This is a genomic window from Streptomyces sp. NPDC001852, assembly GCF_042891825.1.
Lineage (GTDB): Bacteria > Actinomycetota > Actinomycetes > Streptomycetales > Streptomycetaceae > Streptomyces.
Genome location: NZ_JBIATN010000004.1, coordinates 271,057 through 286,472, shown reverse-complemented (window position 1 = coordinate 286,472; position 15,416 = coordinate 271,057). Strand labels below are relative to the sequence as shown.

Below are 15,416 nucleotides of genomic sequence, written 5' to 3'. Positions count from 1 at the left end.
CGGAACGACGCGCCGCCCCGGGAGCGGGTTTCCGGGGCGGCGCACAGTCACCCCGAACGAGGTGACTGTAGGACTGTCGGTTGACGTGGTCAGCCGGCCAGGAAGTCGGCGCGGGCGAGCAGGCCGGTGTCGGCGTTGTCGGTGAAGACACCGTCGATACCGGTCGCGAAGTACGTCCTGAAGGCGCCGAAGGGGTCGCCGTAGCCGTCGGCCGTGCTGCCCTTGCGGTACTCGGCCGGGAGGAAGGGGTTCTCGTTGCGCATGGTGTAGGGGTGCAGGACCAGGCCCACCTTGTGCGCGTCGGAGACCAGGGTCGTCGGCCGGGTGAGGTTGCCGTTCGCGTCCTTCGGGATGACCAGGTCCAGGGTCGGGCCGATGCCCTGGGCGTAGCCGGCGATCTCCCTGAGGCCCTTGGGCGTGATCAGGTCGGCGACCGTGCGCGGGTCGCCCGCCTCGACGAAGTCGTAGGGGCGGCTGTCCGCCGAGGAGAGCAGCACGACCAGCGGGTTGTCCACCAGCTGGTTCAGCTTCTGGATGCTGCTGGGCTCGAAGGACTGCAGGATCACGGGCGAGTTCCGGCCGTCCTTGCCGTACTTGTGCAACAGCTTCGCCACCCGCTCCTCCAGGCCCAGGCCCAGCTTGCGGAAGTAGGTGGGGTGCTTGGTCTCGGGGTAGATCCAGACCTGCTTGCCGCGCTTGCGGGTCTGCTCGTCCTGCCACTTCAGGACCTCTTCGAACGTGGGTATCTCCCAGCGCCCGTTGTACAGGGTGTTGTGCGGCCGGTTGGCCGGGATGCGCTCGACCGCGCGCAGGGTCTTCAGCTCGGCGAGGGTGAAGTCCTCGGTGAACCAGCCGGTGGTGGCGACCCCGTCCAGCATCTTCGTGGTCTTGCGGTCGGCGAACTCCGGGTGCGCGGCGACGTCCGTGGTGCCGCCGATCTCCGGCTCGTGCCGGCACACCAGATGGCCGTCCTTGGTGGCCACCAGGTCACCGGCCTCGACGACGTCTGCACCCAGGTCCAGGGCCAGGTCGTACGAGCCGAAGGTGTGCTCGGGGCGGTAGCCGGCGGCGCCGCGGTGACCGATGATCGTCGGCACCGGCAGGCTCTTCAGGCCCCGGCCGCCCTGTCCGGCCGGCCGGGTCCCGGCGGCCTCGGCCGCGCCCGGCAGCCCGAGGACCGCTCCGCCCGCGCCGAACACCGCCGCGCCGAGGATCGCCCGCCGCCCGGTGCCCTGGGTCTTCTGGTTCTCCTGGTCGCTGCCCATCAGCGCCCTCCTGCCGTCCGCTCGTGGATGCGGGCCGATCGTAGGGGCGTGCACATGGCCGAAGGGAGTCCCCCGCCGGAACGCCCGGGTGACGCCGTATGTCCTGTGGGTACCGGATGGTGACGGCCCGTCGTGTCCGCGGGCGGGGCCTGGCGGCCGACCGGGTGAGGGCTTCGCGCGATCTCCGTCACACCGTCTCCGGGGTGTTACGGCCCGTCCCCGAGGCGTCACCGCAGGTAAACCCGCGTCAACACTTCGTAAGACCTCGGTGAACCGGCCGCACCCGATGTGCGCCACGCCCGGGGCCGCGAGTAATGTCCTCACCTGCACAGACTCATATCGACCCCTCGGCATCGGAGGACCCGTTGTCCCGCTTCGCGCTCATCAAGGCAGTGCTCGGACCGATCATGCGCCTGATGTTCCGCCCACAGGTGGAGGGCGTGGAGCACATCCCGGGGGACGGCCCGGTCATCCTGGCCGGCAATCACCTCACCTTCATCGACTCGATGATCCTGCCGCTCGTGTGCGACCGGCAGGTCTTCTTCATCGGCAAGGACGAGTACGTCACCGGCAAGAGCCTCAAGGGACGGCTGATGGCGTGGTTCTTCACGGGCGTCGGCATGATCCCGGTGGACCGGGACGGCGGGCGCGGCGGTGTGGCGGCGCTGATGACCGGGCGGCGCGTCCTCGAAGAGGGCAAGATCTTCGGCATCTACCCGGAGGGCACGCGCTCTCCCGACGGCCGCCTCTACCGTGGCCGTACCGGCATCGCCCGCCTCACGCTGATGACGGGCGCGCCTGTGGTCCCCTTCGCGATGATCGGCACGGACAAGCTGCAGCCGGGCGGGGCGGGGATGCCGCGGCCCGGCCGCGTGACCGTGCGGTTCGGTGAGGCGATGGAGTTCTCCCGGTACGAGGGCATGGACCGGGACCGGTACGTGCTGCGGGCGGTGACCGACTCGGTGATGGCCGAGGTCATGCGGTTGTCCGGTCAGGAGTACGTGGACATGTATGCGACGAAGGCCAAGGCCGCCTAGTCGCTTGCGGCCTCACCTCACCCGGCGTTTTCCAGTTCCTGTCCCCTCAACAGGAACCACGCCGCCGCTGCCGTTCCCAGCAGGACCGCCGCTCCCGCCCCCGACGCCAGCTGCAAACCGTGGATGAAGGACTCCCGGGACGCGTTCAGGAGTGCCTCCGCCGTGTGCGGGGGCATTCTTGTTGCCGCCTCCACCGCCGCGCCCAGTGATTCGTGTGCCTGGGGCGGGGTGCCGGCCGGGCCCGTGAAGTCGCGGTAGGTGCCCGTGACGATGGAGCCGAGCAGGGCGATACCGAGGGCCGCGCCCAGTTCGTACGCCGTCTCGGAGACCGCCGAGGCAGCGCCCGCCTGTTCCCTGGGCACGCTGGAGAGGATCACGTCGGCGGTGACCGTGAAGGAGAAGCCCGCGCCGATGCCCACGACCAGGAGCGCGGCGCCGAGGACCGGGTAGCCGGTGGACCGGCCGAGTGCCGTCAGCACAGCCAGGGCCAGGCCGACGGCCGCGAGGCCGCCCGAGACCACGGCGCGGACCGAGAAGCGCCGGGCCGCGCGGCCCGCGACCAGGCCTGCCGCCACCGCGCCCACCGCGGCGGGCAGTTCGGCCAGGCCCGCCTCGAACGGGCGCCTGCCCTGGACGAGTTGCAGGTACTGGGAGAGGAAGAACACCAGGCCGGACATGCCGAGCACCGTCAGCAGGTCGGCGAGGACCGCCCCGCTGAAGCCACGGCGCCGGAACAGCCGCATGTCCAGCAGCGGGGTCGGCATGGTGAGCTGGCGGTGGACGAACCCGTACAGGGCCGCCGCGCCGAGCAGTGCGGTGGCGAGCACCGGCCGGGTGAACCCGTGCGTGGCGGCCTCCTTGACCGCGTACACCACGGCGATCATGCCGACCAGCGACAGGACGACGCTGATCAGGTCCCAGGGGCCGGGGTCGGGGTTGCGGGACTCGGGCAGGGTGCGGATGCCGACCAGGACCAGGACGGCCATCACCGGCAGGTTGATCAGGAAGACCGAGCCCCACCAGAAGTGCTCGAGGAGGAAGCCGCCGGTGATCGGGCCGACGGCCGTGCCGGCGGAGGCGGTCGCACCCCAGATGCCCACCGCGAGGCTGCGCTCGCGCGGGTCGTGGAAGAGGTTGCGGATCAGAGCGAGGGTGGCGGGCATCAGGGTCGCGCCCGCGACACCGAGCAGTGCCCGCGCCAGGATCATCAGTTCGGGTGTCGTGGCGTAGGCGTTGAGCACGGATATCGCGCCGAACGCGGTGGCACCGCCGAGCAGGATCCGCTTGCGGCCGATGCGGTCGCCGAGGCTGCCCATGGAGACCAGCAGACCGGCGATGACGAAGGAGTAGACGTCGCCGATCCACAGGAGCTGGGTGCCGGAGGGGTTGAGGTCCTCGCTGATGTAAGGGGTCGCCAGGCCGAGGACGGTGGCGTCGACGGCCACCAGCAGCACGGCCAGGACGAGGACGGACAGCGCGAGCCAGCGGCCCGGGCGTGTCACCGCCTCCGTCGTCGCGGCCGGCTGCAGGGTGCTGGTCATGATTCCTCTCTTCGTAGCGCGCCGCCGAGCAGCAGCTCGGCGACCATCGTCGGGAAGTCCCGGGCGGCCACGCGGCCGTCCAGGGTGGCCCAGGCGCAGGAGGCCGTCAGGCCGTACAGCGCCTCGGTGAGCCAGACCGGGGTGAGGTCGATACGGAACTCCCCCGCCTGCTGTCCGCGCTGGAACAGCGCTCCGATGCGGGCGTCCAGGCGGAGCCAGCCCTCGTTCTGCCGGTCGCCCTCCCATAGCTGGCTCTCGCCGTACAGGAAGGCGAGCAGTCCGGCGGCGGGCTGGATCTCGCGCACCAGCCTGCGTACGGCCTCGCTCGCGGGCCCCTCGTCCGGCCGGGCCCGGTCGACCGCCGCCTCGCACTCCTCGATGCCGAGGGCCTCCAGCGCCCGTACGAGGGCGTCGCGCCCGGCGAAGTGACGGTGCAGGGTGGCCCGGCTGATCCCGGCGGCCTTGGCGACCTCGTCCATGGTCGCGGTGGATTTGCGGGTCAGCAGGGCGGCCGCACTGCGCAGCACCTGGTCACGATCGAGAGCCATGAGACAAGGATAAACCAGATGAGACAATCTTGTCTCACATTGGGCGCACGTGACTCATCTTCGCTGGTCGGAGCGGTGACCGTCAGTGCCAGGGCAGCCGGCCGCGCCGCTCCCAGTAGGCGCGCGGGTCCTCGGCGAGCGTGGCGAGGCGGGTCAACTGGTCCGCGTCGAGGTCGACGGCGGGAGCGTGGAGGTTGGAGACGAGCTGGGTGACCGTCGCGGCACCGGAGAGCACGACGCCCGCCCAGGGCCGGCACAGGATCCAGGCGAGCGCCACCGCGTCGCAGCCGAGGCCGGTCTCCTCGGCGACGGCCCTGAGCGGCTCCGGGGCGTTCTGCGTGGCCAGCCGGCCGTTGGCCATGCCCTCCTTGACGATCACGGTGAGGCCGGCGTCGTGCGCCTCGGCGAGCGCGGGCGCCGCCGAGGTCTCCAGCACGTTGTACGTCGACTGGACGGTGCGGAAGAGGGGTTCGCCGCCGGTGGTCACCTGCAGAGCGGCGCGGATCGCGTCCGCCTGGGCGGGACCGCTGGTGGAGAAGCCGATGGTCAGGCCCTGGGCGGCGGCCTCGGCGAGCCGGGCGTGCAGGTCCTTGTCGGTGAGGGCCGGGCTGTCCGGGGTCACCGAGTGGATCTGGTAGAGGTCGAGCCGGTCGCCGAGCACGGCGTCGGTCTCGGCGCGCTGCCGCTCGTAAGCGGCGAGGCTGTGGTCCTTGACCTCGTGCGTCTCGGCGTCCGCCGACCAGCCGGCGGTGTAGGTGTAGCCCCATTTGCTGCCGATGACCACGTCGTCGATGTCGGGGCGGGAGTTCAGCCAGTCCGCCAGGAACTCCTCGGAGCGGCCGTAGGAGCGGGCCACGTCGAAGTAGCGGACGCCCTGGGCGTAGGCGGCGTCGAGGAGTTCGTGGGTGCGCCCGCGCAGGGCCTCCACCGTGCGCTCGGCCGGAAGGTCGTCCTCCCGGCCGAGGTTGATGTAGCCCGGACGGCCGACGGCGGCGAGACCGAGTCCGAGGTGCGCGGTGGGCGTCGTCGTGGCGGCCAGGCGGCTGAACGGCATGGGGGCTCCCTGCACGATCGGCTGAGGGCCTCCAATGTACCCAGCCGCGGGCGGTTCAGCCCGCGGTGACGCAGCGTGGCACGAAGGCGGGGTCGGCCGGCCCCTTCCGCCCCAGGGCGTTGAGGACCCACTGCTCGACCAACGGGGACTTGGGCGCCTGGTCGTGCTCGGTGGTGTCGAGCGGGCAGCGGTCCTGGAGCAGCACGTTGGTCACGTACGAGGCCGGCCCGCCCAGGAAGGCGCTGGTGTACGGCAGCACGACCTCGTCGTACTTGGTGGCGATCGCCGTGTAGTCCGGGCCGACCGGCGTCTCCGGGTCGGTGTTGAGCTTCTGCAGGAAGTCCGAGCCGGCGGTCTGGTCGACGCAGGAGGGGCAGACGGTGGCACCGGCCGCGAGGGCGAGCGGGTTGGTGGTGCCGTGGTTGGAGGGGACGATGCCGACGAGGTCGTCCACCTTGGTCGCGCCGCCCAGGAACTTCACGTAGTAGCGGGGCATCATGCCGCCCTGGCTGTGGCCGACGATGTCGACCTTCTTGGCGCCGGTCGCGCCGAGCACGGCGTCCACGAAGTCGCGCAGTTCGGCGGCCGAGTCGGGGATCGGGGCGGTCTCCAGGTCGCCGTAGTCGAAGGAGAAGACGCAGTATCCGGCGCTGACGAGGTCGGGCGAGAGGGTCAGCCAGTTCTCGTACGAGGTCTTGAAGGTGCCGTCGACCAGGACCACGGGCTGAGGATGGGCCGAGTCCGGCTTGCAGGACCAGTTGTTCGCGCCGGGCGGTGGGGTGTCGGCGGCGCTCGCGGAGGTGGTGAGGCCGAGGGCGCAGAGCGCGGCCGCCGCGGTGACGGCGAGGAGGCGGGCTGTCCGTCGTGTACGTCTGGCGCGCATGACGTCCCTTTCATGCTCGACACTGATCGACCGGTGTTCGGCAATGCCGACCGGTAACCGGAATGCTCACCTCCGAGTAGACCCGCGTCAAGGTTTCGGCCAGTGGCCGAATCTCATCTGTTATCGAGCGGTCCCGGGCAGCACGGAGGGCCCGGACATGGCTGTCCGGGCCCTCCGTGCTGTGCTACGGGTGCTCAGTCCTGCCTGGCCGTCGCCCACGCGTGCTGCGCCGCCACGTCCGCCCTGACCTCCGCCAGCTGTACGGCGACCGCGCTCGGTGCCGTGCCGCCGCGGCCGTTGCGGGAGGCGAGGGCGCCGGGGACGTTGAGGACCGTGCGGACCTCGGGGGTGAGATGCGCGGAGATCTTCGCGAACTGCTCGTCCGTGAGGTCGTCCAGCTCCTTGCCCTCGGCCTCGGCGACCTTGACGCACTCGCCCGCGACCTCGTGGGCCACGCGGAACGGCACGCCCTGCTTGACCAGCCACTCGGCGATGTCGGTGGCGAGCGAGAAGCCGGCCGGGGCCAGCTCCTCCATGCGCTCGCGGTTGACCGTGAGGGTGGCGATCATGCCGGTGAAGGCGGGGAGCAGGACCTCCAGCTGGTCGCAGGAGTCGAAGACCGGCTCCTTGTCCTCCTGCAGGTCGCGGTTGTAGGCCAGCGGGAGGGCCTTGAGGGTCGCCAGCAGGCCGGTCAGGTTGCCGATCAGGCGGCCGGACTTGCCGCGCGCCAGCTCGGCGATGTCCGGGTTCTTCTTCTGCGGCATGATCGACGAGCCCGTGGAGAACGCGTCGTGCAGGGTCACGAAGGAGAACTCCTTCGTGTTCCAGATGATGATCTCCTCCGCGATCCGGGAGAGGTTCACGCCGATCATCGCGGTGATGAAGGCGAACTCGGCGACGAAGTCACGGGACGCCGTGCCGTCGATGGAGTTGCCGACGCTGCCGTGCTCGAAGCCGAGGTCCTGCGCGACCGCTTCCGGGTCCAGCCCCAGGGAGGAACCGGCGAGGGCGCCGGAGCCGTACGGGGAGACCGCCGTGCGGTCGTCCCACTGGCGCAGCCGCTCGGCGTCCCGGGACAGCGACTGCACATGCGCGAGGACGTGGTGGGCGAAGAGCACCGGCTGGGCGTGCTGGAGGTGGGTGCGGCCCGGCATCGCGACGTCGGGGTGGGCCTCGGCCAGGCCGATCAGGGCGTCCTGGAGGTCGGCGATCAGGCCGCCGATCGTCCGGGCGTGATCCCTCAGGTACATCCGGAAGAGGGTCGCGACCTGGTCGTTGCGGGAGCGGCCGGCGCGGAGTTTGCCTCCGAGGTCCGGGCCGAGGCGCTCCAGGAGGCCGCGCTCCAGGGCCGTGTGGACGTCCTCGTCGGCGATGGTGCCCACGAACGCGCCGGAGGCGACGTCGGCCTCCAGGTGGTCCAGCCCGGCGATCATGCGCTGCAGCTCGTCCTCGGTGAGGAGGCCGGCCTTGTGCAGCACGCGCGCGTGGGCACGCGAACCGGCGATGTCGTACGGCGCGAGCCGCCAGTCGAAGTGGACGGACGCGGACAGCTTCGCCAGGGCCTCGGCGGGACCGTCGGCGAAACGGCCGCCCCAGAGCCGTACGTCACCGCTGTTGCTGCTCACTTGCGCTGCTCCTAGAGAGAGGGTGGATGGACGAACCGTACTCAGGCCAGGTCCCGCCGGGCGGCGATCTTCGACGACAGGCCGTAGATGTCGATGAAGCCCCTGGCCGCGGACTGGTCGAACGTGTCGCCCGTGTCGTAGGTCGCGAGGTTGAAGTCGTACAGCGACTCCTGGGACCGGCGCCCGGTGACGACCGCCCGGCCGCCGTGCAGGGTCATCCGGATGTCGCCGGTCACGTGCCGGCTGGCCTCGTCGACGAAACCGTCCAGGGCGCGCTTGAGCGGGGAGAACCACTGGCCGTCGTAGACGAGTTCGCCCCAGCGCTGCTCGACCTGCCGCTTGTAGCGGGCGAGTTCGCGCTCGACGGTGACGTTCTCCAGCTCCTGGTGGGCGGTGATCAGGGCGATCGCACCCGGGGCCTCGTACACCTCGCGGGACTTGATGCCGACGAGGCGGTCCTCGACCATGTCGATCCGGCCGATGCCCTGGGCGCCGGCGCGCTCGTTGAGCTGCTGGATCGCCTGCAGGACGGTGACGGGCCTGCCGTCGACGGCGACCGGGACGCCCTCCTTGAAGGTGATGATCACCTCGTCGGCCTCGCGGGGCTGCGCCGGGTCGGCGGTGTACTCGTAGATGTCCTCGATCGGGGCGTTCCAGATGTCCTCCAGGAAGCCCGTCTCGACCGCGCGCCCGAAGACGTTCTGGTCGATGGAGTACGGGGACTTCCTGGTGGTGGCGATCGGGAGCTGCTTGGCCTCGCAGAAGGCGATCGCCTTGTCCCGGGTCATCGCGTAGTCGCGGACCGGGGCGATGCACTTCAGGTCGGGGGCCAGGGCGACGATGCCGGCCTCGAAGCGGACCTGGTCGTTGCCCTTGCCGGTGCAGCCGTGGGCGACCGTGGTGGCGCCGTGCTTCTCGGCGGCGGCGACGAGGTGCTTGACGATCGCCGGCCGGGAGAGGGCGGAGACCAGCGGGTAGCGGTCCATGTAGAGGGCGTTGGCCTTGATCGCGGGGAGGCAGTACTCCTCGGCGAACTCGTCCTTGGCGTCGGCCACTTCGGCTTCCACGGCACCGCAGGCGAGGGCGCGCTTGCGGATGACGTCCAGGTCCTCGCCGCCCTGGCCGACGTCCACCGCGACGGCGATGACCTCGGCGCCCGTCGCCTCGGCGATCCAGCCGATGGCGACGGAGGTGTCCAGACCGCCCGAATAGGCGAGTACGACGCGCTCGGTCACGGGTTTCTCCTCACACTGCACCTGCTGTCATGCATGAGTATGCAGAGCTCTGCATGATTCGTCAATCCGCTGCGCGCTTGAACGCCTGCAACCGCTTTCTCGTACTTCCCGCCGAGCGCAGGCGCCGCGTTCACCCGATGACGACACTCCTGACCCAAGTGAGGCATCCGTATGTCCAGGGCTCTTCCGAAGTACAACAAGCGTCGTGTGGCGGTCATCGGCGGCGCGGCGGCCGTGGCGCTGTCCGGCGCGGTGATCGCGGGCTCGGCCCTCGCGGGAACCCCCGCCAGGAGCGGCGCCACGACGCAGGCCCGCACCCTTTCCGGCCCCGGCACCATCACCTGCCCGGACGTCGCCTCCAGACTCCCCGCCGTCCCCGCCTCCGCCAAGGCCGAGGTCGACCGCAACCTCACCCTCCTGCAGACCCAGATCCAGGAAGCCGACAAGCGCCTGCAGACCACCGTCGGCCAAGGCGGCCCCAACTTCGTCAACAACGCCATCCTCGGCCCCCTCAAGGACAAACGCGTCTCCACCATCGACCGCATCGCCACCGCCATCGGCCGCACCACCACCAAACCCACCGGGCTGGACACCCTGGCCGCCTGCACCCTGAACGCCGGCGGCACCGGCGCGGCGGGCGGCGGGGCCGCCACACCGAGCGCGACCGCGACCCGGCAGTCCGGTGCCGGTACGACGGCCGCAGGCGCCGCCGGAGCCGGCACCATCACCTGCCCGGACGTCGCCTCCAGACTCCCCGCCGTCCCCGCCTCCGCCAAGGCCGAGGTCGACCGCAACCTCACCCTCCTGCAGACCCAGATCCAGGAAGCCGACAAGCGCCTGCAGACCACCGTCGGCCAAGGCGGCCCCAACTTCGTCAACAACGCCATCCTCGGCCCCCTCAAGGACAAACGCGTCTCCACCATCGACCGCATCGCCACCGCCATCGGCCGCACCACCACCAAACCCACCGGGCTGGACACCCTGGCCGCCTGCACGCTCGACAAGTGACGTAGCAGGCAGCCGTGGCCGCCCCGACGAGCGCCGGCCGGGGCGGCCACGGTGAGGTCGGTGCGCGGGTCCGGATGGCGGACTCCTCCGCTTTTTCCTTAGACAGCCGAAGGAATCGCGTCGATACTCGTCAGACATGGGAAAGACCTATGAGCGCATCGACGGCAGGCTCCGGACCTTCATCGAGGAGCAGCCCCTCTTCTTCACCGCGACCGCCCCGCTGTCCGGCGACGGCACGGTCAACCTCTCGCCCAAGGGCCTCAAGGGCTCGTTCGCGGTGCTCGACGAACTGACCGTGGCCTACCTGGACTTCGCCGGGTCCAACGCCGAGACCGTCGCGCACCTCAGGGAGAACGGCCGGATCACCCTGATGTGGTGCGCCTTCCAGGGCCCGCCGAACATCGTGCGCGTGCACGGCCGGGGCGAGCCGGTCTTCCGGGACGATCCGCGCTTCGCGGAACTGCTCGCCCATTTCCCGGACATCGACCCGAGCCGACACGGGCTGCGCGCGGTCATCGTCGTCCATGCGGAGCTGGTCCGGGACACCTGCGGGTACGCCGTCCCCTACATGGCCTACGAGAGCGACCGCGACCTGCACGGGAAGCGGTTCGCGCGCGAGGACGACGCCTCGCTGAGCGCCTACTTCGAGAAGAAGGAGCACGTCGCGACGAGCCTGGACGGACTACCCGGGCTGCCGCTGCCGCTGCCCCCGTCTACCGTCTGAGCCATGCGCCCCGGTGTCGTGCTCGCCCTCGTGTCCGCCTCCTCGCTCGCCGTGCTCGGTTTCACACCGGGTCCCGGATCCGAGCCGCTGCCCACGCGGATGGCGGACACCGGCGGAGGCAGCCAGCTGATCACGGCCCAGGCACCGGTCATCGGCTCGACCTCGGGGACGGTCACCTGGTGGGACCTGCGGGACGGACAGTGGGTGCAGGCCGGTTCCGCGCCGGCGCGGTTCGGGTCGAAGGGACTCACCGAGGGCAGCTCGCGCCAGCAGGGCACGGACACCACGCCGACCGGGCTGTACGACCTGCCGTTCGCCTTCGGGATCAAGGCGGCGCCGGAGGGGACGAAGGTCATGTACCGCCCCGTGCGGGAGAGCTCCTGGTGGTGCCAGGACAACGACTCCGCGGCGTACAACCGTTGGGTGGATCCGCTGCCCGCCGACTGCCGCGCCTCGGAGTCCGAGCACCTGATCACCTACAGCACCCAGTACGCATACGGCCTCGTCATCGGCTTCAACTACGACCAGCCGGTGCGGGGACGCGGGGCCGGGATCTTCCTGCATGTGAACGGGCAGGCGGCGACGGCCGGTTGTGTCTCGGTGCCGGAGGACGCGATGCAGCAGATCCTTCAGTGGGCGGAGCCGGACCGGAAGCCGCACATCGCCATCGGGACGGTGGACGGAGCCACGGCCCTGACCCGGTACTGAAGGGCTCAGCTCGCCGGAAGCCGCACGGTGAACGTCGTGGATCCCGGTCCGCTCTCCAGCTTCACACTTCCCCCGTGCGCCTCCGCCACCGCCGCCACGATCGACAGGCCGAGTCCCGCGCCGGAGCCCGAGGCGCCGGTCGGGCGGCGGTGTTCGGCTCGGGTGAAGCGTTCGAAGACGCCGGGCTGGACCTCCTCGGGGACGCCGGGGCCGTCGTCGTGGACGGACAGGAGGGCCGCGTCGGCATCGGCCTCCAGAGTGACCGTCACCTTGGTGTCGACGGGCGTATGCGAACGAGCGTTGGCCAACAGGTTGGCCAACACCTGCTGGAGACGGTGGGCGTCGCCCGGGACCGTGACCGGGTCCTCGGGCAGGTCCAGGGTCCAGCGGTGGCCGGGACCCGCGGCGCGGGCGTCGGCGACCGCGTCCAGGACCAGGTGGGTCAGGTCGACGGGCCGGCGTTCCAGGGGGCGGCCCGCGTCGAGGCGGGCGAGCAGGAGAAGGTCGTCGACCATCAGGCCCATGCGGGCGGACTCGGCCGTGATGCGCTGCAGGGCGCGGGTGACCTCCGGCGGCACCGGGCCGGGATGCAGCAGGGCCAGCTCGGCGTGGCCGCGCACCGAGGCGACCGGGGTGCGCAGCTCGTGGCTGGCGTCGGCGGCGAAGCCGCGCAGCCGCTCCTCGCTCGCGTGCCGCTTGGTCAGCGCGTCCTCGACGTGGCCGAGCATGCGGTTGAAGGCCGCGGCGACCCGGCCGACCTCGGTGCCGGGGTCGGCGTCCGGGGCGCGTGGCGGCAGCGCGACCTCGCCGCTGGCCAGCGGGAGCTCGCTGACCCGGGTGGCGGTGGCGGCGACCCGGCTGAGGGGGCGCAGGGACCAGCGGACCCAGAAGGCGCCGGCCACGCCGGTGGCGGTCAGGGCCAGGCCGAAGACGATCACGGAGACCAGTTCGAGGCGCTGCACGGCGGACCGTACCGGCTCGGTCGGCAGCCCGGTGATCAGCACGTCTCCGTCCCGGCCCTGCCAGGCCATCAGCCGGTAGTGCTGCAGGTGGGACAGGCACACGGTGTGGCCCGTGCCGTCCACCGGGACCGCGGCCAGGGCGGCGCGATCGGAGGCGGTCAGTTCGACCCCGAGGTCGGGGTTCTCGCCCGAGGGCACGACCGCGGCGCTGGTGACCTGGCCCTTCACCAGGCGGGCGCCGAACGTCTCGGCGGCCTGTCGGCGGGTGTCCCCGTGCTCGTCGCCGTCGCCGTCGGAGGGCTTGTAGGTGCCGTGCTCCAGGCTCTGCGGGAAGGTCGGCCCGGTCTGTGCCAGTTGCTGGTCGAGCCGGCGGGTGAGGAAGCCGTTCAGTTCCACGACCGCGGCCACGCCGACCGCGGCGCAGCTGACGGCGAGCAGGACGACCAGGCCCGCGATGAGCCGCCCGCGCAGGGTGCGGGGGCGGGGCAGCCGCCGCGTACCGCCGAAGCGGGAGAGACGGCTCACTTGGTCACCGGTTTCAGGACATAGCCCGCCCCGCGCACGGTGTGGATCATGGGCTCGCGGCCCGCGTCGACCTTCTTGCGCAGGTAGGAGATGTACAGCTCGACCACGTGGGCCCGGCCGCCGAAGTCGTAGGACCAGACCCGGTCGAGGATCTGCGCCTTGCTGAGCACGCGGCGCGGGTTGCGCATGAGGAAGCGGAGGAGCTCGAACTCGGTGGGTGAGAGTTCGATCAGTTCGCCGGCCCGGGTGACCTCGCGGGCCTCCTCGTCCATCACCAGGTCGCCCACGACCAGCCGCGGCCCGTCCTCCTGCTGCCGGGCCATGCCCGCCCGGCGCAGCAGGCCGCGCAGCCGGGCCACGACCTCCTCCAGGCTGAAGGGCTTGGTGACGTAGTCGTCGCCGCCCGCCGTGATGCCCGCGATCCGGTCCTCGACCGCGTCCCGTGCCGTGAGGAAGAGCACACAGACGTCCGGCTTCACCTCGTGCAGCCGGCGCAGCACGGCGAAGCCGTCGGTGTCCGGGAGCATCACGTCCAGTACGACGGCGTCGGGCAGCAGCTCGCGCGCGGTGGTGAGCGCCGCGGCGCCGTCGCCGGCGGCCCGCACCTCCCAGCCCTCGTAGCGCAGGGCGCCGGTGAGGACCTCGGCGAGGTCGGGGTCGTCGTCGACGACGAGGACGCGCAGCGGGGTGCCGTCGGGTCGGGTGAGGGCCGGGCGGCCGGAACGGGTCGTGTTCATCGCGCCTTCCAGCATCACCCATGTGGCGGGGTGCGAGGCACCGCCTCCGCTCTGAGTTTTCTCTGAGGGCTCTCGGCTCCGCTGAACCCGGTCTGAGAACCACCTCTGAGTCTGCTCTCAAAAGGCCTGGTCAGGGCCTCGCTCAGAGGTCCCTCAGAGCTTTGCGCCGCACAGTGGCCCGGTACGACGGACGAAGGGACAGCGACTGATGACCACCGTGGAGGTGCGGCGGGCGGCCCCGCCCCCGACCGCACGGCGCTCCCCCGCGGGGCCTGTGCTGGCCGCGCTGTGGGCCGGGGCGGCGGCCGTGGTCGCGCTCTGGTGGGCGGACACCGGGTCCGTGGTCGGCACGGCCGGGTGGCTGACCGGCGCCGGTCGGATCGCCGGACTGCTGTGCGGGTACGCCTGCGCGGTGCTGGTCGGCCTGATGGCGCGGGTGCCGCTGCTGGAGCGACGGATCGGCTCGGACCGGGTGGCGCGCTGGCACGCGATGGCCGGCCGGTACACGGTGTGCCTGCTCGTGGCGCACATCGCGCTGATCCTCACCGGGTACGCCGCCCAGGACCGGGCCTCGCTCTGGCACGAGGCGGTGACCGTCGTGCTGGACTACCCGGACATGCTCAAGGCCACCGCCGGCACGCTGATCCTCTTCGCGGTCGGCGTCACCTCGGCCCGCGCGGTGCGCCGCCGGACCAGCCACGAGTTCTGGTACTACGTCCACCTGCTGACGTACGCGGCCGTCTTCCTGGCCTTCTTCCACCAGCTGACCCTGGGGAACGAGTTCAACGGCAAGCCAGTGGCGACCGCCGCCTGGTACGTGCTGTACGGCGGGGTGGCGGCCCTGGTGCTGCGGTACCGGATCCTCGCCCCGGTCCGCCTCAACCGGCGTCACCAGCTGCGTGTGGACTCGGTCGCCAAGGAGGCGCCGGGTGTGTACTCGGTCGTCGTGCGCGGGCGGCACCTGGACGAGCTGGGGGCGCGGCCGGGGCAGTTCTTCCGCTGGCGGTTCCTCGGCGAGGGACTGGGCTGGACGTCGACGCCGTACTCCCTGTCGGCGCCGCCGCGCCCGGATCTGATGCGCATCACGGTCAAGGCGCTCGGCGACCACAGCGCGGCCGTCGCCCTGCTGCGGCCCGGCACCCGGGTGTGGGCGGAGGGCCCGTACGGCGCCATGACCGCCGACCGGGCCACCAGCCACCACTCCCTGCTGATCGCGGCCGGCGTCGGCATCACCCCGCTGCGCGCCCTGTTCGAGACGCTGCCCGGCGAGGTCACCCTGCTGTACCGGGCGCGCAGTGCCGAGGACCTGGCGCTCGGCGGCGAGCTGGAGGCGATCGCCCGCTGGCGCGGCGCACGGGTGCTGTACGCGCTGAACGGTCCCCGGGGCGAGCGTCCGGCCATCACGGCGGACTCCCTGCGCGCGACCTTCCCGGGCCTCGCCGGCCACGACGTCTACATCTGCGGGCCGCACGGGTTCGCGCAGGACGTGTACCGGGCGCTGCGGGCGGCCGGGGTGCCGGACCGCCGTATCCACCACGAGTCGTTCGAGCTGTGAGGTCGTACA

14 protein-coding genes are annotated in these 15,416 nt (G+C 71.5%); 5 read left to right on the top strand and 9 right to left on the bottom strand.

The window, feature by feature from the left end:
- Positions 1–89 precede the first annotated feature (89 nt).
- Entirely contained in the window at positions 90–1,265 is a 1,176-nt protein-coding gene (locus tag ACFYZB_RS09280; RefSeq protein WP_388756173.1) for a glycerophosphodiester phosphodiesterase, read from the bottom strand.
- Positions 1,266–1,630: 365 nt separating this feature from the next.
- On the opposite strand from ACFYZB_RS09280, the gene ACFYZB_RS09275 reads away from it, so the two are divergent.
- A complete protein-coding gene (locus tag ACFYZB_RS09275; protein WP_055706281.1) occupies positions 1,631–2,302 on the top strand; it encodes a 1-acyl-sn-glycerol-3-phosphate acyltransferase in 672 nt (223 codons plus the stop codon).
- Positions 2,303–2,319: 17 nt separating this feature from the next.
- Here ACFYZB_RS09275 and ACFYZB_RS09270 read toward each other — a convergent pair whose 3' ends face one another.
- From ACFYZB_RS09270 to ACFYZB_RS09245, 6 genes are all read right to left on the bottom strand, one after another.
- On the bottom strand, positions 2,320–3,843 hold the full coding sequence (locus ACFYZB_RS09270; RefSeq protein WP_388756170.1) for an MFS transporter: 1,524 nt from the start codon (positions 3,841–3,843) through the stop codon (positions 2,320–2,322).
- Positions 3,840–4,391 carry a TetR/AcrR family transcriptional regulator gene (locus ACFYZB_RS09265; protein WP_388756167.1) on the bottom strand — a complete coding sequence of 184 codons (552 nt, stop codon included), beginning with the start codon at positions 4,389–4,391 and terminating at the stop codon, positions 3,840–3,842. The genes ACFYZB_RS09270 and ACFYZB_RS09265 overlap by 4 nt, the downstream gene beginning before the upstream one ends.
- 82 nt (positions 4,392–4,473) lie before the next feature.
- Positions 4,474–5,445, bottom strand: coding sequence for an aldo/keto reductase (locus ACFYZB_RS09260; RefSeq protein ID WP_388756164.1), 972 nt, complete (start codon positions 5,443–5,445; stop codon positions 4,474–4,476).
- A 55-nt stretch (positions 5,446–5,500) separates the two neighbouring features.
- Entirely contained in the window at positions 5,501–6,328 is an 828-nt protein-coding gene (locus tag ACFYZB_RS09255; protein WP_388756161.1) for an alpha/beta fold hydrolase, read from the bottom strand.
- Between the two features lie 194 nt (positions 6,329–6,522).
- Positions 6,523–7,953, bottom strand: coding sequence for an argininosuccinate lyase (argH, locus tag ACFYZB_RS09250; RefSeq protein ID WP_388756158.1), 1,431 nt, complete (start codon positions 7,951–7,953; stop codon positions 6,523–6,525).
- A 41-nt stretch (positions 7,954–7,994) separates the two neighbouring features.
- Complete coding sequence (locus ACFYZB_RS09245; RefSeq protein WP_388756155.1) at positions 7,995–9,188, bottom strand: argininosuccinate synthase; 1,194 nt, start codon at positions 9,186–9,188, stop codon at positions 7,995–7,997.
- Positions 9,189–9,359: 171 nt separating this feature from the next.
- Here ACFYZB_RS09245 and ACFYZB_RS09240 point away from each other — a divergent pair, with 171 nt between their 5' ends.
- The 3 genes from ACFYZB_RS09240 (at position 9,360) to ACFYZB_RS09230 (ending at position 11,628) form a co-directional block, all read left to right on the top strand.
- Positions 9,360–10,196, top strand: a complete 837-nt coding sequence (locus tag ACFYZB_RS09240) for a hypothetical protein (protein WP_388756152.1) — start codon at positions 9,360–9,362, stop codon at positions 10,194–10,196.
- A 136-nt stretch (positions 10,197–10,332) separates the two neighbouring features.
- Complete coding sequence (locus ACFYZB_RS09235; protein ID WP_388756150.1) at positions 10,333–10,920, top strand: pyridoxamine 5'-phosphate oxidase family protein; 588 nt, start codon at positions 10,333–10,335, stop codon at positions 10,918–10,920.
- Between the two features lie 3 nt (positions 10,921–10,923).
- The gene (locus ACFYZB_RS09230; protein WP_388756148.1) at positions 10,924–11,628 is read left to right on the top strand and encodes a L,D-transpeptidase; all 705 of its coding nucleotides are present in this window, start codon (positions 10,924–10,926) and stop codon (positions 11,626–11,628) included.
- A gap of 5 nt (positions 11,629–11,633) precedes the next feature.
- Here ACFYZB_RS09230 and ACFYZB_RS09225 read toward each other — a convergent pair whose 3' ends face one another.
- Both ACFYZB_RS09225 and ACFYZB_RS09220 read right to left on the bottom strand, forming a co-directional pair.
- Positions 11,634–13,115, bottom strand: a complete 1,482-nt coding sequence (locus ACFYZB_RS09225) for a sensor histidine kinase (protein ID WP_388756145.1) — start codon at positions 13,113–13,115, stop codon at positions 11,634–11,636.
- Positions 13,112–13,852, bottom strand: coding sequence for a response regulator transcription factor (locus ACFYZB_RS09220; RefSeq protein WP_351206479.1), 741 nt, complete (start codon positions 13,850–13,852; stop codon positions 13,112–13,114). Before ACFYZB_RS09220 ends, ACFYZB_RS09225 begins: the two co-directional genes overlap by 4 nt.
- Before the next feature lie 208 nt (positions 13,853–14,060).
- On the opposite strand from ACFYZB_RS09220, the gene ACFYZB_RS09215 reads away from it, so the two are divergent.
- Entirely contained in the window at positions 14,061–15,407 is a 1,347-nt protein-coding gene (locus ACFYZB_RS09215; RefSeq protein ID WP_388756142.1) for a ferric reductase-like transmembrane domain-containing protein, read from the top strand.
- The last annotated feature ends 9 nt before the right edge of the window (positions 15,408–15,416 follow it).